Below are 22,424 nucleotides of genomic sequence, written 5' to 3' on the forward strand. Positions count from 1 at the left end.
GCAACTACAAATGAAATTTCTAGTTATATTACAGCAAATTTTGAATTATCATTGCCAGGAGTTACAGTATACGGTAATAGTGATAACGCTTACCAGGACGCTGGAAATCAAATTTCTAAATCTCAAAGTGAAGCATTGAATCAAGCAGGCCTCGGAGGGGGTAATGGATCAGGTAATTCGTCAGTTAACTCTGAAGGAGTTAACTTAAATAGTTCCTTCGTAAGTGTTACCTTTGATCCAGGAGCTAATCGATTAGTTGATCCAAAATTAGAAAAGTATTTTTCAACCCTCATGCAAAAAGAGCATAATGAAGTAGGCGTCAATTCAATAAATATATCAAGTACAACAAATCATCCGACTAATGCGTTAAAATCGGCACATAGATATGGAGGAGCATTTGACATTAATTATATTAATGGTGTACATATTTCTAATAACCAACATAGTTCTATTTATAGTGTTATTTCTGATTTTCAGGACGTAATTCAGTTCACACCTGGTTGGTTAGAAAATTATGGACCCGTAAATGATGAAAGAATGGTTGATGGCAAATCAACTTACTGGCCATATGTAAAACAACAACATCAGAATCATATACATATATCCATTCCACAATAATTTAAACTAATAAAGAGACAATTTATGAATAATTTTTTTTTAACATTAATAATGTTCAGCGTTTTATCATATGGTTATAATCCTTTATTCTGGGACAATAAAGAAGCTAGTACTTCAAATCAAAGAAAGGTTCAGCCAATTAAAGTTATTGGAGAATCAAAGCAAACCCCATATACAAATAACTCGCAACGAAATAAGAAACAAACGATTGATGTTAAGTTAGGCACATTTACAGACCTTCCTCGAGATATAGATGGATGTGTTTGTTTCTTCTATTTATCTAAATTAGATGAGAAAAAAGGGAAATATATTTTCGTAAATAATTTTGCAAAAACAGGCTATGTTTTATTGAATAGGAAATTGGAAAAATTTGATCTTATTGACTATAAAGATAAAGTTTTTTATTTGTACTCTAATGGAGTTTATAATTTGAAAATTAATTTTGAAACAAAAAAGAATATTAGTGAGGAAAATTTTTCGATTAAAGGAGATCTCACTCTATTAAAAAACGGATCTTTATTAATAAAGAAAAATTTTATCGGTCAATGCGGTTGTTAATTTAGTTCATATATATAGGTGTTAAATTTAATTTAAATTTCCGGCATACTACTTACCTGCATCCAGCGGGCAGCTTAAATACGAGGGGGCTATTAACTGGTACAAAAACATTGGTACTAGGAACAAGTACTATGTTGCTAACGTTTAACTACTATGATGATAAAGGAAGACTTTAGGAAGACTGTTAAAAGTTTACCAGCAGCACTACCAATCGGGCGCTGTTAACACCGGCAATTATGATGAGATCAGTAGATCAGTTACAGTTATAACTTCGAAAATGCGCCGCTGGCCAGCACTCGTATTCATCACAATGTAGCTGGCGGAAATACCACTATTGCTACCCGGTGTACCTATGATCATATGGGCAGGAGGTTAAATGACTATGAACAGATCAATACGGACGCGGAAGTGCTATTGGCTAACTATAGCTACAATGAAATTGGCCAGCTAACAGGAAAAGGTCTTGATAATGGCCGGCAGCAAAACAGTTATGATTAATGACTTATAATAGGTGGGAAAACTTCAATAAAATTTACACTGAAAAATTTGGAATCCATCAGATAAATTGCTATTTTGACTAACTCAAAGTTCATTGAATATCTGTTATATAGTGTTTTGACGACGGAATCCGATATAAATGGAATCAAATAATATGAGACCTTTTTGGTTACCTAAACCTGTAATAACTTTATAACTCAAATATAATCAACACATTAAGCGGTAGGAAAATCTTCCTGCCACCCCGACCAATACACATTAAAAACACCCCCCCCCTTAAATCATATGATTTAGGGGGGGGTTGTTTTTTCTTAAACCTATTCATATCAACTAAGGCCGATGGTTTCTATCTCAAAGAAGTCGCCGGAATCGAACGGCAAGCTCTGCTTGTTTTTTTTAATGAATTTTGCAGATTTCTCTTCAGGTACAAATTGTTCTCTAATTCCTCCTCCAGCAGGAAATGTAAACTTAAACAGTGGCTTCATAAACGGCCCGACATGCTTTATCAGCCCCGAATCAGATTTCATGATAATAATAGGTGCACTTTTTCCACGATCTTTTCCAATTCCAAGTAAATCTCCAACATATCCTATTCTCTTATCTAATTCAGTATCAATAGTTGCCCCGAATTCAATATTACATTTATTGCACAATAGATCTCTGGATTTTATTTCTCCACCTATACTATTGTTTATTACATGCTCTAATGAACCAGCATCGTTATTACAACTATAGCACTTCATACCTTACTGTACAATAATTTACAATTATTCGGTCAATTCAAATAGTTTTTTATCCAGTAGCTACTCCGACCTGATCGAATCGCCAAACCAGAAATCTCAAAAAGTTTGCCAACCGTATGAATATAACATGGGGAATTTTTAGAAAGTGAAGGATAAAGTTTGCGAAAGATCAAGAGACTGTACTCACCCTTGCTTTTTATAGATTCTGAATAAAGATCCTCTAACATTAGTATGGGTACATCAATAAATTTATTTTTACCAATTTGTACATGATATCCTTCTACTCCCTTAAAGTGTTTTATTCTACATTTATAAGGAGGTGACAGTATAATTTTCCTTCCATATTTATAACTTGGATTTAGAGATAGACCTCGAAATACATTAGTTATGATTAATTTTTCTGCTTGCTTCCAATCTAAGTACATAATGGTGAACAATTTTGAGTATTAGAACATTACTAATATATGGAAGAAATGGAAACTTATGACATTACAATTGCCCTTGGAGATCAAGCAAAGCAGTGGAGAGTACTACCTTTTTAGTGAAGGGGGACGTTATGCCATCTTAATAAAGAAATCAAAATTGGAGAAGCGTTTCCAGAAATAGATGATTCTGGACTAATTTGGTGTATTACAGATCTTAATACCAACGAGTTACTCGATCAAATAGGTCGTTCAATTGAGTGGCATGATATGTAATTTAGCATTCTTAGAACCATTCAAGCCAATCTTGCAGCCGAAATTATTTACCAGATTAACAAGAAGTTATGACATAAAAAACCGGAGTTAGAACTAAAATTAGAACTAACTCCGGCTTGGTACACAGTGCCGGATTCGAACCGGCTATATTTTTTGAGTTTCTTCAAAGAATATCAAATTTAACAATATAAATTCATAATTGTAAACAGCTAATCAACCCGCTATAAACTGATAAAACCGTTACCTATTCATCTTTTGAACAAGTAACGGCTTTAAAGCATTTTGTTTAAAGAACAATTAATCTTACATTACCATATCAAAAGATATCAGCTATGAGACATCTAATCATTCTAACAGCTATCATACTCACTACCATAGGTAATCATATACCTTCAAAAACAATGGCCACCTGTACCGGCAGCAAAAGCTGCAGGGCCTGTAAGAACTGCAAATATTGCAAACATTGTAAAAAAGATGGCGGAACCTGCGGTGTCTGTAAATAGCAGTATCATTGATTCATATTTTAGAAATAAGAATGTTATGAGAACTGGCTTTTAAGTTTATTTTTCTTAATCAGATCATCCAATTGAAGACTATAACGCTGAAGAATAGCTACGAGATTATTTATGAAGTCCATTTCAAGTTTTCCATAATCTATTAAAGCCGCTAGTGAAGGATTACAAAATTTCCATCGTCTTGAATCTCTGCCAAACTCTGCTCTAATGGAGGGAACATCAACAAGGCCTGTACATAACATTCTCTTTAACCAGTATAGTAAATGGCTAATAGAAATGGTATAATATTTTAGAACCCTTAAATATAAACGGTAATTCGGGGCATATTTTTCATAAGCCAGAAAATTAAAGATTCTGTGTGCCCGTTTCATTACACTTTCAGGGATAATATCCATCTCAACATCAAACTTGCTGAAATTACAGAAGGTGGACAACTTCATATCCATATCTTTCAAACAATCTACGGTAAGTTTAACCACCTCATCATCTGAACTCCACAGCAATTCTAACATTTCATCATCTAAAGTAAACGTCTTTACTATTGGTTTGAGCTCAGCAAACTCGCCTTCCATTGAAATATCCATCAATAGCCACAAATAATTAAAATATATTAATCTGGTGATTTCAACAATTAGAGGTACGTATTCTACCTCTTTAAATTTTATCTTTTTACTAATCCTTTTGTACATAACATTTTTTCCTTTCTAATTTTAGAAAACAAAAGCCCGGGACATTACTCACCGGGCAATTGCAGGTGTGTGTGTTGATCTTTAGCTGTGTTTTAACCAGCCCTAATTTTATTACGTTCTATCCAGGAAGGATAAAATATCATCCCAAAGATAAAAATGTCTGGATCTGATTTGTTTTGATACCAGTCCTTCTTTCAGTCTCCAGTTATAAATTGTACGTACATCTGATAAAAACAATTTTGCTGTATTTGTATTACTAAGCAAGGGCTTGGTGACCAGATCTCCAAGTAGGGCGAGATTAATCTGGATGTTTTTTGATTCAGCTAACTTTTGAATCAATTTGTCAATGGGGGTCTGTTCTAGTTTTCTCATATATGTTAAGTTTAGGTTTTAAATGAAAAAATTAAATGAGCAAATCTGAGAGTCAAAGTCACCTTAAGCCCTGCATATCAGCCAATCATGGTTATTAAAATGTTGTGAAGTTTCTGCATAATCTGAACTAGTTGCTTCTCGCTTTTATCTGTTGGAATACTTATATAAATCCTATTATTATTTGGAATATCACTTACAAAACGTGAGGGGTTAAAAACGTAAATATGATTTTTTTGCAATTCTTTAAAAACATCAGGCAAAAATTTGCCGGAAATTGGCTCCAGGTAAATAAATCCATTTCCGCTAAATGAAAACCCCTCTTGTTTCCATAAGCCAGTTTTTAGTAATTCGCTTACTGTTATTTGATAAGCGCTCTTCAGATCTTTATAGGCTTTGACCTCATGAGCGAATAATAGATTACGTTGCCTCGCCAAATCCAGCAAAACATAAGCTGTTTGGATTTCCATTAAATGAGACATTCTATTCAATTGGGGTTTGATTTTAGCTAATGCTTTTTTATTTGCTGCAATCAAGATAATATTATAGACCATCAGATTTCTTCTGCCAACCGGAGACAAATAGAAAACCGAATCATAACCTGAAATATCAACGCTACTTAAATTCCCTGCACCATCTAACTCAGGATATCTGTCATCAAAAATGATGGCAAAGCCATATGATTTTTGCAAACTGATCAGCTGCTCCATTTTTTCAGCGCTGATCAGTTCTTTTGTTTTCGATCCCGGCCCGGAAGCTACATAAACTATACCTGTACTCTTTTCATTACAAATCCTTTCAATTTCAGCAATTGGAACATCCGAAGAATTCGATGGCAACACCAAAACTTCCTTTTTTGCTTCTATAATCACCTCTTTGATTTGATCAGGAGCAGGTGAGATAATGATAAACACCTCTTCAGCAGTCAAATAAGTCCTGCAAATAGAAGAGATTGCGTAATGATAATCCCCGAAATAGCAAACATCTTTCTCTGTATAAGATGTGCCAAGTTTAAAATTTATCTCAGACCGAAAGTACGAAACTAATTCAGGCAATATTTTTTTATTGATTTCATCATCAGTCAGATCCCTGAATTTTCTATAACTTTTTATCAAATCCGAACTAAAACTGCCGGCATATAAATCTTTTTCAGGTATGATATGCCTGTTAAGCATAGTACGCTGATAATCCCGTTCCTGAACTTTAACACTACCATTCAATTTCTTCCCAGGCAATTTTTCCACAATATTTGTCCCGCCGCTCTTGTTGGTGACAATAATTTTGTACTCTTCCTTCATCATCTTCCAGGCTGCCTCAATAACAAGATGGCTAACCCCATAAAAATCTATGAAGAAACTTTGCGTAGGGAGTGTGATGCCAAGTTCTATTTTACCTGTAAACACAGCCTCAACAAAAGCACTGGCAATCACTTCGTGTTTCCTGTCCCCTTCCTTAAATTCCTTGTAAAGAATTTTCTCTAAATATTTGGTTAGTCGTATCAATGGTAAAAACGTTAATAAGATTGTTAGGTAAATTTACAAAGATTTTTAAGGTATAAAACTTAAATTGTTTTCCCTGATGAAATATTTTTACTTTCCCTCTATTATTTATAAGATAACATAATAACAAAATTGGTCTGAAGATATTAAAAATGAATATTTGTCCTAAAATCCGATTGAACTTTTCAACGCAGATAAAAAGTTTTTTTCATTAGAATTTCGAAAAAAAAATGTTATTTTTTGGATTAATGTTACCTTCTAAATATATAAATCAGTAACAAAGCCAATACAATGAACCCAATTACAATCAGTTTCACCTCCGGAATACTTTGTCTCACGGTCTCCTTAGTGGTAGCGCTGCTCCTACTATTAGCTAAGCCCGTAGCCTGGGTATTTTCTTTTTGCGCTTGCTGAACTGCTACTGTTTGTGTTGATTTTCGAATTTGTTGCAGGTTGCCTTTTAACAATACGCTGTCAAACTCTCCGGTAACACCACCTGTTGGCAAAAAAGAGAATTTTCCTTTGGGCCAAAACCAAATACTATAACCTGCCTGTATAGAATCTTTTTGGTATACTACTTCATTGGCATTGGTTATATTTTTTATTTCAGAAGTGGTAGCTAGCCGGGTTACACTATTGGTTTCCTGCTCCGTTTTATTTGATGTTCGGGAGTTGCGTTTTAAAAGTGCGCAGCTCGTCAACATTAATGAAAGAAGTGTTATCATACAATATCTCATGGTACTTTCCTCCTTTCTGAAACCCAATCGGAAATGCTGTGGATCGTTTTAATATGTCTAAGCTTCTTGTAAACACCATCTCCTTCCCTACTTCCCGCCACATCGGTATTTCCTTCACAGGTAGTTACCCAGCTGCCCAATTGATGGATCACCAGGCCGACGTGGGCAATGCGCTTTTTTTCAGGGAAATATATCCCCATGATATCTCCCGGCAGTGCCGATGTCGCTAAGCGGGAATCAGGAAACAGATCAGGGCACCAGGCGCTTCGGGGTTTACTATAACCACATTGGGCAAATACAAAACTCACAAAACTTGCACACCAGGGATTTCCCTTTTTTAAATGGGTAAGCGCCAGATATTCTTCTACCCTTTTGCCATCATTGTGTTGCGTGAGTTCCCTCACTCCAACTTCGCGACTGGCAACACTTACTAAAGCCATACGGACATCGTTATGCAGATCTGATAAATAAAACCTTTTTAGCAAATACCTATTAAACAGCCCACTGCTGCTAATAAGAGTAAAAAAAAGGAGACCGATAAAAAGTTTAATTGTTGCCATGGCGTTAAATAATTGAATTTTAAAAGGATAGTTTTAATTTCGGGCAGGCCAATCTTTTCCCAAAAATGCCTGAAGAGCCAGCTACAGATAGACAACAGGATGAGAAAGGTGATCAGGCCTAATAGGATCAAAAACCAGTGACTCTGGTCTATATCACCTGCAGTTGGATCCAGAAAATGCAACAAAAAGGGCATCAGGAACCAGATCAATACTAAAACAAGGAATAGAATTTCCGGTTGTAGCACTTTGAACCACTTGAGTTCTTTGGATTCTTCCTTTGTAATTTCGGGGAATTTTAAAACTTTAGCTATCATAATTGTAATTTTTAAAACGAATAATTAAATGGTAAAAGATGCCCGGCGTACTTGGTTAAGTACGGCCGGGCGATCTTCAACATTAGGTTAATGGTACTACACTACCCAGGTATTGCGTATTGGATACTTTTCCGTCAACGGATACAAAGAAGAAATAAACATGTGTTTTATCTCCTATAAATGCGCGTGGCATACGGAACGAAAGTTCACCTTTATCCCTGGTAGGGCCATCTAACAATTGAACAGAAACGCCCTTTACTTCATCATAGGCCATCACATATGCCGAGTCTAAATTGCGCTCGATCAAATCTGCGTCGTTATATAAACCTTTAGGATCCCAGGTTATATTCAGAACACTACCTGTAGCAACTGCAGCTGAAGCGTAAAACTCTTGCAACAGGCCACCTCCGTCTTTGCTCAGCTTCACTTTAGTGAAATCAAATTCGTAATTTGGTGATGTACCAATAATCGCATTTTTTAACAGGTAAGAAGATACAGCGTTTAACGGTTTTACAGCACCTTGGTAAGCCTGAAAACCAATTTTAAGAAGTTTCTGATGTTGGGTTACAAAATCAGATACCATTTTAAAATTTGCACGCTGATCAATCTGCGATTGTTGTGGTGCTTTTGTTGTTTTTTTAGGTTTGATCCTTACGATGGATACGCCATCTCCATTAGATACTACCACTGGTCCTACCGAACCGCGAAGTCCGCGTAAGAGCCCATTTTCTGTTGTTGCCATTTTGTGAATTTTTAAATTGTAAATAATTGATTAATTAGTCTTTTTTGTTTTTATCTGATTTTTCAGATTGATCACTCTTTTTTTCTCATATTTCTTAATTTAATGGTGAATAATTGAATTAATTATATCTGCCCCTTATCAGGCAAATGTTTTGAAGGCCGTTACTTTTCTGGCCGGAATATTTTTTCCATTTTTATCCAGAGGCGTTCGTCATCCTGAAAAACACCAGGAGTGATAAAAGCAGCGCAGATTTGTCCAGGATTAAACTTTTGATTGTTGATGAATACCATATCCTCCGGCCCGTAATTTGCATATTGAAGAAAAGTACTTACCAAACACAGGCAGCCATCTGGTATAGCAAACGTAAATTTCTGCTCCTCCATAACTGGCTTATTTCTGGTAATCATTACTGTCTGGCTTTCTACATTTTTAGTAGTGAACCAATCTTCAGGTCTGAAAAGTGATACATATACTACTATCCTACATACAAATGTGTTGCGTGGAAATTTAAATGTAAAATCGATTTGGTTTTGAGGGATAGTAACCGTTAAGATACCATTATTGATAGCCACAGCAGGCTCAGAAGCCATCTGGTTACTTAGTTTTGAATTTCTATTAAACTCAAACCCTTCCAGAGTGGAAAAGCTGTCTTCCAGGAAGGCATAAGATCCTGTTTGGGGATCACGACTTTCAGCCAGGGATTGAACAAGCAAAGTTGTTAGCCGGTTATTCATCTCATCGTCTGAATAGCCATTAATGCCATTAATTACGGATTCCCTTAAATAACGGCCAATCATAGTCGCTAAACCAAATGCCTGGTTTGATTTTTTTGTTTTCGGTGTTTGTTTCATCTTACCACGAACTGGTCTCATTGAAACAACCTGTTTTCCTCTAACTACCCTATACACGTACGGACCTAGTGCGCCGCGTAAAAAATTACCATCTTTTCTTGCCATAATTTTATGTTTTTTTTCTTCAAATGTATAATCGCTATTTGAAAAAAAACAACATAACAGGCTGTGGCTCTACACTTTTTCCGACAATTTCCGACAATTTCCGACAATTTCCGATAATTTCCGATCGATTTTTTTCGGCCTTTGTGCCAAGTTCCCTTAACGAAACCAAATTTTATTTGGTTTGGATAAAATTTGATAGATAAGGCCATTGTCTAATTTTCCAAAATCGGTATTGACAACGCTTAGTTTCAGAGAAAAAATATGGGATATATGCTAACGAGTAGTTATTCAGGGAATGCAGGGGAATGGCTTTGTTAGCGTCCACACCGAGTCCGTGTGAGTAAGTGGAGAGTCCGTAGTGATGAACTAGTTAAACTTGCCGAAGTTTTAGTGGTAGGTCAGTGGAATCAATACGGAGTGGTTCAAAGCAAGGTCAGGCACGCTACCGGGTAGTGATTAGCTAAAACCAACGGTTTTAATTATCATGCCACTCAATCGCAGCACCAATCTGATCTACAAATTGTAACTCTATATCATCATGCGTAGCCCAAACTATAAAAGGGCCTTCGCCAACTGTAGGGAATATACGCCCATGAACCTTGCTCTCAGAGGAAACTTCGTATATCATATCACCCGCTTTATTCCATCTGAGCGGAGTAATCTGTAAAGGAAAATCGTTGGCAATCTTTATAGTAAAGGAAGGTGATCTTTCAATTTCCATCATGAAAATATTAAATTAAAATGTTTTAGCAACAGGTTATAAGTTCTCTGTTAGGGGGTTGATTTTCATGGATTCATCCCTGCTTCCGGGTATAAAAACCAGGCGTTTGTATTCATCTATTTTTACCAGGTCTGCCACGCTAAATAACCGCAGGTCTGCGGAGATCATCAGGTCAATACTCACCTGAAAAAAACGGGAAATGCGTTGTAAAATTTCTAAAGGAGGTTCAGATTTACCTTCCTCATATTTTGAATAACGACCCCGGCTAATGATCAGTTCATTTGCAAGATTACGCTGGGAGATATTTTTATCTGCCCTTAAGTACCTTAAGTTTTCTGACAAGATGGACATTGGCTAATATTTACAGCAGCAAACATAATAAATTTTGCTAAAAATTATAGTATTTTAAATGAATTTTCAAAATATTATAATAAAATACTGAATATGTACGAGTTATATACGATGCATATTTTTACCCACAAAACTACAATGCTTAAAATAACTATAAAATGCTAATATTTATAGCAATCGATCTGCTGAAAATGTCAATTCCAAATGTACTTTTGCAAGGTATTTACCTATTTGACTTATGGAAAGAGCAATTGTCCACATGGATTTGGATACATTTTTTGTATCGTGTGAAAGACTGACTAACTCGCAGCTAGATGGAATACCGCTGATTATAGGCGGTGGAGACCGTGGGGTAGTCGCTTCATGTTCTTATGAAGCGCGCGTTTTTGGTGTACACTCCGCCATGCCTATAAAAATGGCTATGCGTCTCTGCCCGCAAGCAAAAGTTATTAAAGGAGATATGGATTTGTATTCAAGACTGTCACATACGGTAACCAGTGTAATTGAAGCAAAAGCCCCGGTAATGGAAAAAGCTAGTATTGATGAATTCTATCTTGACATTACCGGTATGGATAAGTTTTATGGCGCTTATTCATGGACTAACGAGCTTTCTCAATCTGTTACCAAAGAAACAGGATTGCCCATTAGCTTTGCTCTTTCCGTAAATAAAACGGTGTCTAAAATCGCAACTGGCGAAGGTAAGCCAAGGGGAAACCTGCAAGTACCCCAGCCCAAGGTACAATCCTTTTTAAACCCTTTGTCCATTAAGAAAATTCCGATGCTGGGAGAGGTTACCTTCAACCTGTTATCCCGTATTGGTATTAGAAACATTCAAACTTTATCCGAAATGCCTGCTGAGATTTTGCAGCAAATGATCGGCAAAAATGGGCTCGATCTATGGAAAAAAGCAAACGGAATAGACAATGTTCCTGTAGAGCCTTACAGGGAAAGAAAATCCATATCCAAAGAACACACCTTTGACAAAGACACGATAGATATCCCGAAATTAAAATCCATGATTGTAGGCATGATTGAAAAATTAGCCTTTCAGCTCCGTGCTGAAGAATGGCTCACTTCTACCGTTACCGTAAAGATACGTTACGCCAACTTTGACACCGAAACCAGGCAGGCAAAAATTCCCTATACCTCAGCAGATCATACCTTAACCAAAGTTGTGATGGAACTATTTGATAAATTATATCAGCGCCGTATGCGCCTGCGATTAATTGGCATCCAGTTCAGCGGGCTGGTTCGTGGTACCTACCAGATCAACATCTTTGAGGACACCGTAGAACTGATGTCCCTTTACCAAGCCATGGATAAGATGAAAATCCGTTTCGGCTCAGATGCCATTGCCCGCTGTGCGGGGGCAGTGCTAAAAACTAAACCCAAATCAGATGTACCTCAACTCCCACTCCTACCATAGCCTGCGTTATGGCACCATTCCTTTGCAGGAACTGGTACAGCAAGCTGCCGAAAACAAGGTAACAGCCATGGCGCTGACTGATGTTAACACCGTTACCGGCATTTATGAATTTATGAAGGCTTGCCAATCCTACGGCATAAAGCCCCTGGTAGGTATGGAATTCAGGTACAATCATCGGCTCCATTTTATAGGACTGGCGAAAAATAAAGAAGGGCTTGCAGAAATGAACCGCTTCTTAACCGCTCATAATTTTGAGGGTACTCCCTTACCTTTACAGGCTCCGTTATTTGAGCATGTTGTTGTCATCTATCCGGTTGAAAACATTCCGCTTGATTTAAAGCCTGATGAATATGTGGGTATAAAACCAGAACAGTTGTTACTGTTATATCATGCTAAATGGTTTTTTTATATAGAAAAAATGGTAGTTCTTCAGCCGGTCACTTTTAGAACGAAAAAAGAATATAACCTGCATAAAGTGTTACGGGCAATTGATCGCAATGTAATCCTTTCCAAACTGACGGCAGATGATTATTGCCTAGCTACAGAATTTATGCAGCCCCTGGATCGGCTCATTAACAAATATAAAGACTACCCTCAAATTCTGCAGAACACGGAAAAAGTGATCAGCGAGTGTAATTTCGACTTTGATTTTGAAACTCCCCGCAACAGAAAGTTTTATACCAGGGATAAGAAAAGTGATATGCAGCTGCTCACCAGTCTGGCCTATCAGGGATTAAAAAAGGTATATGGCAGCAACCATGCCGAAGCAAAAGCACGGGTAGAGAAAGAGTTAAAAGTAATTGACGAACTGGAATTCAGCGGTTACTTTTTGATCACCTGGGACATCATCAGGTATAGTAATAGTTTGGGTTTTCTTCATATTGGCCGGGGCAGCGGAGCGAACAGTATAGTAAGTTATTGCCTGGGCATTACCGCCATATGCCCCCTGGAGCTGGACCTGTATTTTGAGCGCTTTTTAAACCTGAACCGCAAGAGCCCTCCCGATTTTGATATAGATTGGTCGTGGAAGGAAAGGGACACCATTTTAGAATATATTTTTAACAGATATGGATATGACCATGTTGCCTTCTGCGGTACCAATGTAGAATTCAAGTATAAGTCCATCCTAAGAGAAGTAGGAAAAGTTTTCGGATTACCGAAGGAAGAGCTGGACACGCTAACTATAAACCCTATGAATTTACATGATAAAAATTCTGTGGTGCAACAGGTGCATAAATATGGGGAAATGCTGGAAAAGTTTCCAAACCAGCGAAGTATGCACTCCTGCGGCATCATTATATCTGAAGAACCCATCACCAATTTTACAACGCTTGAAATGCCACCAAAAGGTTTTCCTATTGTTCAGTTCGACATGCATGTGGCAGAGGAAATTGGATTTGAGAAGTTTGATATCCTGAGTCAGCGGGGTATCGGCCATATTGACGACAGTGTGAAGCTGATCCAAAAGAACCAGGGCGTAAGGGTAGATATCAGGAATAATTCCATATCAATCAATGAAGCCAGATGTAATACCTACCTGGAAAGAGGAAACACCATTGGTTGTTTTTACATAGAAAGTCCTGCCATGCGGGGTCTGCTTCGGCGGTTAAAGTGTAACGACTACAAAGTTTTGGTAGCTGCTTCTTCCATCATCCGGCCTGGTGTAGCCCAGAGTGGCATGATGAAAGAATATATATTCAGGCATAATTACCCTGACCAATTTGAATATTTTCATCCGGTTTTTAAAGAACAGCTGGGTGAAACTTATGGCATTATGGTTTACCAGGAAGATGTGATTAAGATCGCCTTGCATTATGGCGGCCTTCCCGCAGCTGATGGAGATATCCTGCGCAGGGCCATGAGCGGAAAAGGACGTTCAAAGGCAGCACTGCAAAAGGTTAAAGATAACTTTTTTGTCTCCTGTGCAGCACAGGGACATCCGTTAAAACTAAGTGAGGAGATTTACAGACAAATCGAATCCTTTGCAGGATATTCTTTTTGTAAAGCCCACTCTGCTTCTTACGCAGTTGAAAGTTATCAGAGTTTATATTTAAAAGTACATTTCCCGGTAGAATTTATGGTTGCGGTCATCAATAACCAGGGCGGCTTTTACCGAACGGAAGTTTACATACACGAAGCAAGAATGTCTGGCGCAACCATTCTTAACCCCTGCGTCAATAAAAGTGATTACGAAACCAATTTATATGGCGTAGACGTGTATTTGGGCTTTATGTTACTGGAAGGTTTGCAGGCGAAAGTTGCGCAGGAAATTATTACAGAACGAGATAAAAACGGTGGTTACCAATCTCTGGAAGATTTCATTAATCGTGTAACTATCGGAATTGAAGGCATTCAGATTTTGATTTTTATTGGTGCGTTCCGCTTTACCGGTAAAACAAAAAACCAGTTATTGGTTATCGCCCGGCTGATCATGGTAAATTTTAAGCCAGAGAACCGCAATTTAATGTTGATCCAGGAACCAATTAAGGATTACAAGATGCCTGTGCTGGAACGTTCCGTATTCGAAGACGCTTTTGATGAAATCGAACTGCTCAGTTTCCCTGTTTCCTGTTCTCCTTTTGAACTTTTACAAACAAAGTATCGTGGTAATGTAATGGCGAAACACCTGGTTAAACATCAAAAAAAACAGGTAAAAATGATTGCTTATCTGATCTCCCGTAAGCATGTGCCAACAAAAATGGGCCCCATGTATTTTGGCACCTGGATCGATGCCGCTGGCGAATTATTTGACACTGCACATTTTACAAAGAGCCTTGAACATTATCCCTTTCTGGGCGGAGGGTGTTACTTGCTACTCGGTAACGTAGAAGTAGACTACCACTTCCCCACTATTACTATCACAAAAATGGCAAAAATGCCTTTCATTGCGGATCCAAGGTTTTCAAATTCTGACGAAAGGCAGTACAAAACTCACCAGAATATTCGTGAAGATATAAGCATGACTAATAGGGCACCTTATCCGCAAGCGCAGGAAATTAATCTGCCAAGGCATAAAATGTGATTTTTCTGAAGAATATTTTATTACTTTATATTTTTTTATCGAGTATAAAATTAGTCAAGTTGTCCTCTAATTTGTAGAATGATTTGATTCATTTCGTCTAACTGACTACGAAAAAACGTATTAGTTTGATCTTTATTTTGCGATTGGGTCTCGTCGATCCGCAATCTGGATTTATTGTTTTTCATTGTTAAAATATACCCTTGGAAACCTCTTGTAACACGAAGTCTATAACTGTATTTGGCTTCTTTAATATTAATCTTTGATGGAACAATTTCACCTTTGTGATTCATATATGATGCGTACAGCATCCCTTCAACAGGATCAATCCGGATCTCTGCAATATATAAGGTTGTAAATCTAGCTACGGTCACGAATAAACATAAGATGATATAAACGAAGAAAATAAACACTAAATCAAAAGGTTTGGGTTTGCTAAAGATAGCAACCGCACCACATCCAATAGTCATGACACCAATAAACAGGAACGTAACCTTTCGTAGTTTTTTTACTGTTGGTGAACCTGCCGCAGGTATGAACACATATTTATCTTTCTCCATAGTAGATTTTAATATTAGGGTAGTTTTTTAAGCGCATTTTCCAAACTTTCGTTAGTCTGCAGTAATGATTGCACATATACATTCCACTTAGACTGCATATGTGCATTTTGAGAATGAACGGTTTGTTCATCATATAAATTCTCCATAGTGGTTCTCTGAACACTAAGCTTGTGCCTGATGTCTTTTATTTCATTTATGAAATTATGGCTATAAGTGGCATTTCGAAATGCTAATAATAGTTGTCTCGCAAAGTATTCTGATATATCAAAATGTAACTGCTCATGCGCCAATAGAGACGGAGTTTTAGATGCAGGATCTACCCATGATTTGCTTCTAACCATAACGCTCCTTACCTGAAACTCAAAAACATAAGAATTACTATCACTACCTAATCTTTTATATTTATATGGCTCCCCAATAAAAGTATTAGATTTTGTTTCGGAATCGAATTTTTTATCTTTCTCCATCCCCTTGAAATCATCCCATGTCAGGGGCGAATTGGTATCCCAGATCTTTTGATCGTCACTCTGTTTAAATGACGTTGAAAGAATTACAATAGAACACAATGCCAATATATATTTCCAAAGAATACTCCTTTTACCTACTAAATTTGCCATATAGACGAAAATTTCAATTTAAATTTATGTAGCTTATTACTCATAAACAAATGGATATTTTTGCATGAGCGTAAATTAACGATGGTAACAGCCCGGTAAATGTCCAAATAAAACTATTTAGCCGCAGTAAGAATCCGGAAATTAAATGAAAACTAAAACAGAAAAATAAGTATAAATAAAAAAATGGAAGTGGTAAAACGGGTATCAAAAAGGCTGTCAATTGCCAAAATATAATTGCACAGCTAGCATATTTGAATGTGACCTTCTTCATAGGTAAAACTATCTTTAATAAATAAGGATAATCAAAATTACGGGCTATTATTACGTGTTTAAAATGGGTGCCATTTTATAATTTTGTTAATAATAATAACCATTGCTATCCATATATTTTTACACTCCAAAAGTTTAAAAATGGGAAAAGTTTCTCTCCCCATTCATTGGATAAAAAGGCACGCTGTCCTTCTTTTTCTTCTTCTGTCAATCTTTCGGATGACAGTAAACTAGAAAACAAACTTTGGTAATAGCTATCGATTGTTGCAACTTTCACCGGATCGGTATAAGTAACTAATAAGTTAAATTCAGGATTTGGGATAACAGCGGGAATTTTATGATCCATTATAGGTTGATTTTATAGATACTAATTCATTTTTGCATTTTCCTTAATGAGCCATTTGCAGGACGATGCCCCTAAACTTTTTGATAGTTAATCAGTGTTTTTAAGGTATCCAGACTGCCCTTGTCTTTCACTAAGGAAATCGCATCGATTATCATTGATCCATTATCATCTTCCAACCTGATATAATATTTAAACAGGGCAGCGATCATTTTATCCCTTAAAGCTACGTTGTCTACTCTTTTAATTCTCTCATATACAATGGCATAATTAACCGTTGCAAAATCAATTAGCACTTTTGTTTTTATCCTTTCGATCATAAACAACGCATATTCCTTAGAATCCAATAACACACTATCCGGGATATTGCCCACAAAGTCAAATTGATATTGATCTGAAAAACTCTTTGCTAAAACTTTAAAGCCCGCCGTATCTTTTTTTGACAGCTGCTCATGCAGCTTAACCTGCAGATTTGTTAAAAGATAATTCCCCATATTCCCCAGCACATCAGCATGTAATAAGTGATAAGAGTAATCAGACATTTCTGGCTGATACTTCTCTATGAGATCATAAAGCAGGTTGGTATACCTGAATAATTGGTTGTCTTTGTTATACTGATTTTCTTTTGTGAACTCCGGCAACACTTTTACAGTATCTGTTTCCACCGCATATAAAAATTCATTTTGGCACCTATATTTTCCAGATCCACGACCCGAAAAATCAAGATCATAGATATTAGGGACATCAGTTTGATGTACGTTTATTTTAACATCGTCCCCTGGTTCAAAATGATATTCCCTGGCTATCGTTATATCCATTAAATAACCCGTCAGCAATAAAGAGAAATATAACGGCTTAGATTGATCTTTCAGTTCGAACATATACGAGGTGCCGGTATTGGATTTAGACTGTACTGTTCTTTTGGTAGTTGGCAAACCACGGGCATCTATCCCTTTCTCATATACAATTAGAAAAGGCCTGCAAGTCATTCCCTCTTCTAAAACAACTTCAAATACTACATCCTTTTTTACAGGCGATGTAGTGATAACCTGATTGCCTTTTGCACTTCCATTGTGTAAAGCTTGTTTAGAAGTTCGGTTTAATGTGGATTTCATCGGTTTGTTTTTTTTAGGGTTAATAATTTGTGGTTTAGTTTTGGTATTACGCATAAACCTTTTAGCAGGTTGATGTAAAGGGGCTGCTATAATCATGAGCTTTGCAGCATTTCTTGATAGCGCCATTGCCGGGCGGTTTAAACAGGAATTACTCAATAGAATGAGGAAAGCTATTGCTCCATTCATAAACGATATTTTTAGGCATAACAAGCCCATTAAGCGGTTTTTTGCTTTCATATTTCGAAATGCTAAAATTTAAAGGATGGGTTAGAAGGGCTAAGCAGATAAATGAAGGGGTTAATAAAATGCACAGCGGCCACGAAGTATTACCAGTAACCAACCTAAATTCGTATGGCCGCTTGTGCATTCATCTTCAGTCTGGTGGTTTGATGATGTTTTTAAATGAATGGATCGGGTTAATTTGCATGGTGGTATATATTTAGTTTACCAGGTTTAAGGGCTGGCTGTCCCTCTCCTATTTCCTCAACGAAATTTTGGACATAGAAAGGCCTTTAGGATAAAATCCTTGTTTTTAAATGATTGGTTATTAAAAAATTAGGTTAACAGGTAAAAGTTCAGCCGGGTGGTTTAAAGAACTTCACAGCCATATTTTTAATGGAATTGGTAAAGCCAAACAGCACAGTTTGATGATCTGTAAAATGCTTATGGGCATTTATTAAATGATTAAAAAAGAATAAGCTGAAATTTCTATTTTCCATTGCTTTAGTTTTAAAGGCATTTCAGCAATGAAACTTGTAAGGGGAGCAAACTAGGATATGGATGCTCCCCGTACGCAAGGATACCTCGTGAGTAGGCGAGAACAAGTTCTCTAAACGCGCATACGGAGAGCGCCCATATCCTATCCTGTGCAGGATACTTAGCTCAGCACAAAGATAAAGAATTTGGGCATTTTATCATCCGTAACTTTGCGCGTTTTTTAGAGTCTCACGTCTATCCTTGCAAAGTTTCTTCGATTTAAAATACCAAATCAATAATTAGTAGCTATTAATCTCTTACTTTAAGAACTACAATACAAATATACGAAATAACCTGAACTACCAACTAAAAACAAAACATATTTTATATTTACTTAAAATTAAAATCGAAATAAAGAATTTTTATACATATTAAATAAATTGGTGAAGGTAAATCGCCAGTTAATTCGTGGCTATGATCAGGCTAATCAGGATAAATTATAAGCCATAGTGCTGCAACTAATACTAATAAAGAAATCTTTAACAGTATTAAGATACCTGTATGGTAAGCTAAGTATTAAAAAAATGTTCATCCAAACAATTCCTACCTCTTACAAATATAAAATCACGTATGGCACATGGGTTGCAACAAATAATTTAATCCCTGCTTATTTACTGCTCATCAATTAATCTGAAAAATATGTGCGCACGTTACACCCTAACCAAGAAAGAAAAGGATTTACTGAAAGCGTATCAGGTTAAGTTACCTTCTCCTTTTGAGCCGAATTATAATCTGTCACCCACACAGGAAATGTATCCATGTAGATAATGAGACGGAATTTAGCAGTAAGAAACTTAGCAATTGGTGCGAAAGTAATGGTATCAAAATTCAGTATACACAACCGGGAAGGCCAATGCAAAATGGGTATATCGAACGATCTAACAGAAACTTTAGAGAAAGTATTTTGGATACGTACTTATTTGAAGATGTGCTATAAGTACAGTCGTTAACAGAAGAATGGCTAAAGGATTATAATACCCGGAGACCATATGAGGCATTGGGAGGGAAAACCCCTTGGAATATAGAGTAGAATGGGACCTTGGCATGAAAATAAATGTATAAATTTGAATTCGCGCCTCCTAAACCGGTTCAAAAAAAGGGAGGGTTACAAATTTAACTTCTCATATGAAATCTATCCTTAATTGTTTGTTGCTTTTTCTCATCTATTGTAATTTATTATTTCCCTGTAAAAATTCTCCATCAAAAAAAGCACTTTAGCTATATCACATACCCTTGGTGGCAGCAAACGATAAAGTGATCGGCGATATCTTTAATAAACTGAACCCATAGATTACATAATTCGTCAGATCGGTTTTAAATTCTGCGGTTTGGTGAGGTTAGCGTTATCGGATGTAATTACCCTTGGATTGTGTTACATCTTTCTAGGATCCGGTTAGCTCCTTTGGAAATTGTTGACGGATCTTTGCAAGATAATATCAAAGTCATGAAAATAATCATCACAGGTTCATTGGGAAACGTTAGCAAACCATTGACGGAGCAACTGGTAAAACAAGGACACGACGTAATAGTGATTAGCCGTGATCCCAAAAAACAAAAGACAATCGAAGCAATGGGCGCTGGACCAGTGATAGGTTCTATGGAAGATCTGGGTTTTCTAACCACTGCGTTTGAGGGTGCAGATGCCGTATACTGTATGATTGCTCCGCCGGGGAGTGATTTATCCAATCACGGTATTGGAACTGATACCATATTGAAACAGGCAGATACTGTTGCCAATCACTACCTGAAGGCCATTCAACGGTCAAGCATAAAGCATGTAGTTTATCTAAGCAGCGTAGGTGCATACACTGATAAAGAAAACGGACTGATCGCTTTACATGCCAGGGCGGAGAACACCTTGAAAAAACTTCCACCCGACATCTCAGTTACATTTTTGCGCCCGGTGGGGTTTTATACGGTGCTGCTTAATTTCATATATGCAATAAAAGCAAAAGGAATTATTGCCTCTGTATACGGCGAAGATGATATGGTTTCCTGGGTGTCGCCGATAGATATCGCCCGGGCCGCTGTTGAAGAACTTAACTCATCGGCCCCTGGCTTGAAAATTAGATATGTAGCCAGTGATGAATTGAGTTGCAATGAAGCAGCGGGGATATTAGGTGAAGCTATCGGTATGCCTGATCTGAAATGGGTAATAATCAATAGTGAACAAGCGTTAAATAGAATGGAGGCCGCCGGGTTGAACCCGAGCCTGGCCGAAAGCTTTGTCGAAATGAATGCAAGTATCCACAGCGGGTTGATTTATAAAGATTATTATCAAAATAAGCCAGTTCTTGGAAAAGTAAAATTGAAAGATTTTGCAAAAGAATTTGCCGCTGCCTACCATCAAAAATAAGTATACCGATGATGTCCGTAATGAAACCACCGCGCATTCAAAATATTACAGAACTGCATAGTTTATTGGGCTTACCCGGGCCGGAGCACCCCCTGATCAGCGTTATCAATGTGGAAACGGTGAAAAGGTCTTTTGAAAAAAAGCCAGCCAGTTTGATATTTGACTTTTACGCCATCGCGTTGAAACACAACTCCGGCGGAAAATTCGCCTATGGGCAGGAGCAGTACGATGTGAAGGAAGGAGTTATGTTTTTTTTAGCACCCGGACAAGTTTTCATCCCGCCTGAAGTTGCTGAAGAACAAATGTCAGGCTGGGCGCTCTACGTCCATCCTGATTTTTTATGGAGCACATCCCTGGCAGGTTCCATTAAACGCTACGAATACTTTGATTATTCCGTTAACGAAGCATTGTTCCTGTCTGAAAAAGAAGAAGCCATTATTGTCGGTGTGATGCAACAGATTCAAATGGAATATTTTACCAATATTGATAAATTTAGCCAGGACATCATTATTTCGCAGGTAGAAACTTTGCTGAATTATGCCGACCGCTTTTATCACCGGCAGTTCCTTACCCGGAAAATTGAAAGTCACCAGATGCTTGACCGGCTAGAAGCTTTCCTGACAAGCTATTTTAATGATGCAGATCTGATCATAAAAGGCTTGCCGACCGTGCAGTACGTGGCCGAAAAACTCAATCTGTCAGCCAACTATTTAAGCAGCCTACTTCGTGTATTGACAGGCCGTAACTTGCAACAGCATATTCAGGACAAAATGATAGAAAAGGCGAAGGAAAAAATCGCTAATACGGAATTATCTGTAAGTGAGATTTCTTATGAATTCGGTTTCGACCATCCGCAATCTTTCAGCCGGTTGTTTAAGGCCAAAACCGGAATCACGCCTCTGGCATTCCGGCGGGCATTCAATTAACAGAAATTCCCGTTTAAATATTCTTTAAAGAAAATTGAATTAGGATAAGTCTCAAAAATTTATTGGCTGACAAGGGCAACTCACGTCCTGAATGCAGAAATTTGCCGTCTGAACTGTTTGCCTGAGTATTTTAGATTTTGCCGGTGAAATTTTCACTATTGTACGCCGTTTTAGCAAGATTATAAAGGAATTTCTTCTTGAGCTGATCAACTATTTCACCTTCCCTAACGTAGGCGGTAATTTTAATCTTTTTATTCCTTTTGGCATTTACAATCATAAAATACTTAATTCTTGGCAACTTGTCCCCGGAAGAATTTGGTAAAAACTTAAATAAACAAAATATTGCCGCTTAACTAAATGTCCACTCTAATGTTGCAATTCCACTACGGGTTTAACTGTTACAGCAGGGCATACCATACGAGTTGCTTATACTTCGAATAATTTGACCGCATTTACAGATACCGCTAA

The 22,424-nt window shown here is 37.2% G+C and carries 22 protein-coding genes and 1 pseudogene; 8 read left to right on the plus strand and 15 right to left on the minus strand.

The genetic code is table 11. The features are described 5' to 3' along the window. The 3 genes from GSQ84_RS27565 to GSQ84_RS27575 form a co-directional block, all read left to right on the plus strand. A partial coding sequence (locus GSQ84_RS27565) for a hypothetical protein (protein WP_158800616.1) occupies positions 1 to 618 on the plus strand: 618 nt, incomplete at its 5' end. A gap of 24 nt (positions 619 to 642) precedes the next feature. Continuing rightward, the gene (locus GSQ84_RS27570) at positions 643 to 1,176 is read left to right on the plus strand and encodes a hypothetical protein (protein WP_158800617.1); all 534 of its coding nucleotides are present in this window, start codon (positions 643 to 645) and stop codon (positions 1,174 to 1,176) included. A 360-nt stretch (positions 1,177 to 1,536) separates the two neighbouring features. Beyond that, a complete protein-coding gene (locus GSQ84_RS27575) occupies positions 1,537 to 1,674 on the plus strand; it encodes a hypothetical protein (RefSeq protein ID WP_158800618.1) in 138 nt (45 codons plus the stop codon). Positions 1,675 to 2,000: 326 nt separating this feature from the next. On the opposite strand, the gene GSQ84_RS27580 is transcribed toward GSQ84_RS27575, so the two are convergent. The 11 genes from GSQ84_RS27580 to GSQ84_RS27630 all read right to left on the minus strand — a co-directional run bounded on the left by GSQ84_RS27580 (position 2,001) and on the right by GSQ84_RS27630 (position 10,568). Further along, positions 2,001 to 2,417: an HNH endonuclease gene (locus GSQ84_RS27580; RefSeq protein ID WP_158800619.1), complete on the minus strand. Its 417-nt coding sequence runs from the start codon at positions 2,415 to 2,417 to the stop codon at positions 2,001 to 2,003. A gap of 1,236 nt (positions 2,418 to 3,653) precedes the next feature. After that, positions 3,654 to 4,319, minus strand: coding sequence for a hypothetical protein (locus GSQ84_RS27585; protein ID WP_158800620.1), 666 nt, complete (start codon positions 4,317 to 4,319; stop codon positions 3,654 to 3,656). Positions 4,320 to 4,430: 111 nt separating this feature from the next. Next, on the minus strand, positions 4,431 to 4,691 hold the full coding sequence (locus tag GSQ84_RS27590; protein WP_158800621.1) for a hypothetical protein: 261 nt from the start codon (positions 4,689 to 4,691) through the stop codon (positions 4,431 to 4,433). 77 nt (positions 4,692 to 4,768) lie between these two features. After that, positions 4,769 to 6,190 (minus strand): aminotransferase class I/II-fold pyridoxal phosphate-dependent enzyme, encoded by a 1,422-nt coding sequence (locus GSQ84_RS27595; protein WP_158800622.1) that lies wholly within the window; start codon positions 6,188 to 6,190, stop codon positions 4,769 to 4,771. 248 nt (positions 6,191 to 6,438) lie between these two features. Continuing rightward, complete coding sequence (locus tag GSQ84_RS27600) at positions 6,439 to 6,891, minus strand: hypothetical protein (protein ID WP_158800623.1); 453 nt, start codon at positions 6,889 to 6,891, stop codon at positions 6,439 to 6,441. Between the two features lie 29 nt (positions 6,892 to 6,920). Further along, the gene (locus tag GSQ84_RS27605) at positions 6,921 to 7,364 is read right to left on the minus strand and encodes a peptidoglycan-binding protein (RefSeq protein WP_158800624.1); all 444 of its coding nucleotides are present in this window, start codon (positions 7,362 to 7,364) and stop codon (positions 6,921 to 6,923) included. Between the two features lie 38 nt (positions 7,365 to 7,402). Further along, positions 7,403 to 7,798 (minus strand): hypothetical protein, encoded by a 396-nt coding sequence (locus tag GSQ84_RS27610; protein ID WP_158800625.1) that lies wholly within the window; start codon positions 7,796 to 7,798, stop codon positions 7,403 to 7,405. Positions 7,799 to 7,880: 82 nt separating this feature from the next. Then, positions 7,881 to 8,540 (minus strand): DUF6266 family protein, encoded by a 660-nt coding sequence (locus GSQ84_RS27615; protein ID WP_158800626.1) that lies wholly within the window; start codon positions 8,538 to 8,540, stop codon positions 7,881 to 7,883. A gap of 161 nt (positions 8,541 to 8,701) precedes the next feature. Then, positions 8,702 to 9,496 carry a hypothetical protein gene (locus GSQ84_RS27620; protein WP_158800627.1) on the minus strand — a complete coding sequence of 265 codons (795 nt, stop codon included), beginning with the start codon at positions 9,494 to 9,496 and terminating at the stop codon, positions 8,702 to 8,704. 475 nt (positions 9,497 to 9,971) lie between these two features. Then, positions 9,972 to 10,124 carry a hypothetical protein gene (locus GSQ84_RS27980; protein ID WP_216849056.1) on the minus strand — a complete coding sequence of 51 codons (153 nt, stop codon included), beginning with the start codon at positions 10,122 to 10,124 and terminating at the stop codon, positions 9,972 to 9,974. A gap of 129 nt (positions 10,125 to 10,253) precedes the next feature. After that, entirely contained in the window at positions 10,254 to 10,568 is a 315-nt protein-coding gene (locus tag GSQ84_RS27630) for a helix-turn-helix domain-containing protein (RefSeq protein ID WP_158800629.1), read from the minus strand. A gap of 238 nt (positions 10,569 to 10,806) precedes the next feature. Between GSQ84_RS27630 and dinB the strand changes: the two genes are divergently transcribed. Both dinB and GSQ84_RS27640 read left to right on the plus strand, forming a co-directional pair. Continuing rightward, positions 10,807 to 11,994: a DNA polymerase IV gene (gene dinB, locus GSQ84_RS27635; RefSeq protein ID WP_158800630.1), complete on the plus strand. Its 1,188-nt coding sequence runs from the start codon at positions 10,807 to 10,809 to the stop codon at positions 11,992 to 11,994. Next, on the plus strand, positions 11,966 to 15,016 hold the full coding sequence (locus GSQ84_RS27640; protein WP_158800631.1) for a DNA polymerase III subunit alpha: 3,051 nt from the start codon (positions 11,966 to 11,968) through the stop codon (positions 15,014 to 15,016). Before dinB ends, GSQ84_RS27640 begins: the two co-directional genes overlap by 29 nt. 50 nt (positions 15,017 to 15,066) lie before the next feature. On the opposite strand, the gene GSQ84_RS27645 is transcribed toward GSQ84_RS27640, so the two are convergent. From GSQ84_RS27645 to GSQ84_RS27660, 4 genes are all read right to left on the minus strand, one after another. After that, positions 15,067 to 15,573, minus strand: a complete 507-nt coding sequence (locus tag GSQ84_RS27645; RefSeq protein WP_158800632.1) for a hypothetical protein — start codon at positions 15,571 to 15,573, stop codon at positions 15,067 to 15,069. Positions 15,574 to 15,587: 14 nt separating this feature from the next. Further along, a complete protein-coding gene (locus tag GSQ84_RS27650) occupies positions 15,588 to 16,190 on the minus strand; it encodes a hypothetical protein (protein ID WP_158800633.1) in 603 nt (200 codons plus the stop codon). Positions 16,191 to 16,566: 376 nt separating this feature from the next. Next, positions 16,567 to 16,806, minus strand: a complete 240-nt coding sequence (locus tag GSQ84_RS27655; protein ID WP_158800634.1) for a hypothetical protein — start codon at positions 16,804 to 16,806, stop codon at positions 16,567 to 16,569. 71 nt (positions 16,807 to 16,877) lie between these two features. Further along, entirely contained in the window at positions 16,878 to 18,104 is a 1,227-nt protein-coding gene (locus GSQ84_RS27660; protein WP_158800635.1) for a hypothetical protein, read from the minus strand. A 1,285-nt stretch (positions 18,105 to 19,389) separates the two neighbouring features. Here GSQ84_RS27660 and GSQ84_RS28540 point away from each other — a divergent pair. From GSQ84_RS28540 to GSQ84_RS27680, 3 genes and pseudogenes are all read left to right on the plus strand, one after another. Next, positions 19,390 to 19,704, plus strand: a pseudogene (locus GSQ84_RS28540) (transposase family protein). Positions 19,705 to 20,118: 414 nt separating this feature from the next. Beyond that, the gene (locus GSQ84_RS27675) at positions 20,119 to 21,030 is read left to right on the plus strand and encodes an SDR family oxidoreductase (protein WP_158800637.1); all 912 of its coding nucleotides are present in this window, start codon (positions 20,119 to 20,121) and stop codon (positions 21,028 to 21,030) included. Positions 21,031 to 21,050: 20 nt separating this feature from the next. Continuing rightward, complete coding sequence (locus GSQ84_RS27680) at positions 21,051 to 21,956, plus strand: helix-turn-helix domain-containing protein (protein ID WP_371416441.1); 906 nt, start codon at positions 21,051 to 21,053, stop codon at positions 21,954 to 21,956. Positions 21,957 to 22,424 lie beyond the last annotated feature (468 nt).

Origin of the sequence: Pedobacter sp. L105, from assembly GCF_009765875.1 — a bacterium.
Classification (GTDB): Bacteria; Bacteroidota; Bacteroidia; order Sphingobacteriales; family Sphingobacteriaceae; genus Pedobacter.

Coding starts and splice junctions, on each gene's coding strand:
- GSQ84_RS27630 (WP_158800629.1), bottom strand. CDS start 10,568: ATGTCCATCTTGTCAGAAAACTTAAGGTACTTAAGGGCAGATAAAAAT.
- GSQ84_RS27610 (WP_158800625.1), bottom strand. CDS start 7,798: ATGATAGCTAAAGTTTTAAAATTCCCCGAAATTACAAAGGAAGAATCC.
- GSQ84_RS27660 (WP_158800635.1), bottom strand. CDS start 18,104: ATGAATGGAGCAATAGCTTTCCTCATTCTATTGAGTAATTCCTGTTTA.
- GSQ84_RS27650 (WP_158800633.1), bottom strand. CDS start 16,190: ATGGCAAATTTAGTAGGTAAAAGGAGTATTCTTTGGAAATATATATTG.
- GSQ84_RS27645 (WP_158800632.1), bottom strand. CDS start 15,573: ATGGAGAAAGATAAATATGTGTTCATACCTGCGGCAGGTTCACCAACA.
- GSQ84_RS27675 (WP_158800637.1), top strand. CDS start 20,119: ATGAAAATAATCATCACAGGTTCATTGGGAAACGTTAGCAAACCATTG.
- GSQ84_RS27600 (WP_158800623.1), bottom strand. CDS start 6,891: ATGTTGACGAGCTGCGCACTTTTAAAACGCAACTCCCGAACATCAAAT.
- GSQ84_RS27590 (WP_158800621.1), bottom strand. CDS start 4,691: ATGAGAAAACTAGAACAGACCCCCATTGACAAATTGATTCAAAAGTTA.
- GSQ84_RS27615 (WP_158800626.1), bottom strand. CDS start 8,540: ATGGCAACAACAGAAAATGGGCTCTTACGCGGACTTCGCGGTTCGGTA.
- GSQ84_RS27620 (WP_158800627.1), bottom strand. CDS start 9,496: ATGGCAAGAAAAGATGGTAATTTTTTACGCGGCGCACTAGGTCCGTAC.
- GSQ84_RS27605 (WP_158800624.1), bottom strand. CDS start 7,364: ATGGCTTTAGTAAGTGTTGCCAGTCGCGAAGTTGGAGTGAGGGAACTC.
- GSQ84_RS27570 (WP_158800617.1), top strand. CDS start 643: ATGAATAATTTTTTTTTAACATTAATAATGTTCAGCGTTTTATCATAT.
- GSQ84_RS27580 (WP_158800619.1), bottom strand. CDS start 2,417: ATGAAGTGCTATAGTTGTAATAACGATGCTGGTTCATTAGAGCATGTA.
- GSQ84_RS27655 (WP_158800634.1), bottom strand. CDS start 16,806: ATGGATCATAAAATTCCCGCTGTTATCCCAAATCCTGAATTTAACTTA.
- GSQ84_RS27980 (WP_216849056.1), bottom strand. CDS start 10,124: ATGATATACGAAGTTTCCTCTGAGAGCAAGGTTCATGGGCGTATATTC.
- GSQ84_RS27575 (WP_158800618.1), top strand. CDS start 1,537: ATGGGCAGGAGGTTAAATGACTATGAACAGATCAATACGGACGCGGAA.
- GSQ84_RS27680 (WP_371416441.1), top strand. CDS start 21,051: ATGAAACCACCGCGCATTCAAAATATTACAGAACTGCATAGTTTATTG.
- dinB (WP_158800630.1), top strand. CDS start 10,807: ATGGAAAGAGCAATTGTCCACATGGATTTGGATACATTTTTTGTATCG.
- GSQ84_RS27640 (WP_158800631.1), top strand. CDS start 11,966: ATGTACCTCAACTCCCACTCCTACCATAGCCTGCGTTATGGCACCATT.
- GSQ84_RS27585 (WP_158800620.1), bottom strand. CDS start 4,319: ATGTACAAAAGGATTAGTAAAAAGATAAAATTTAAAGAGGTAGAATAC.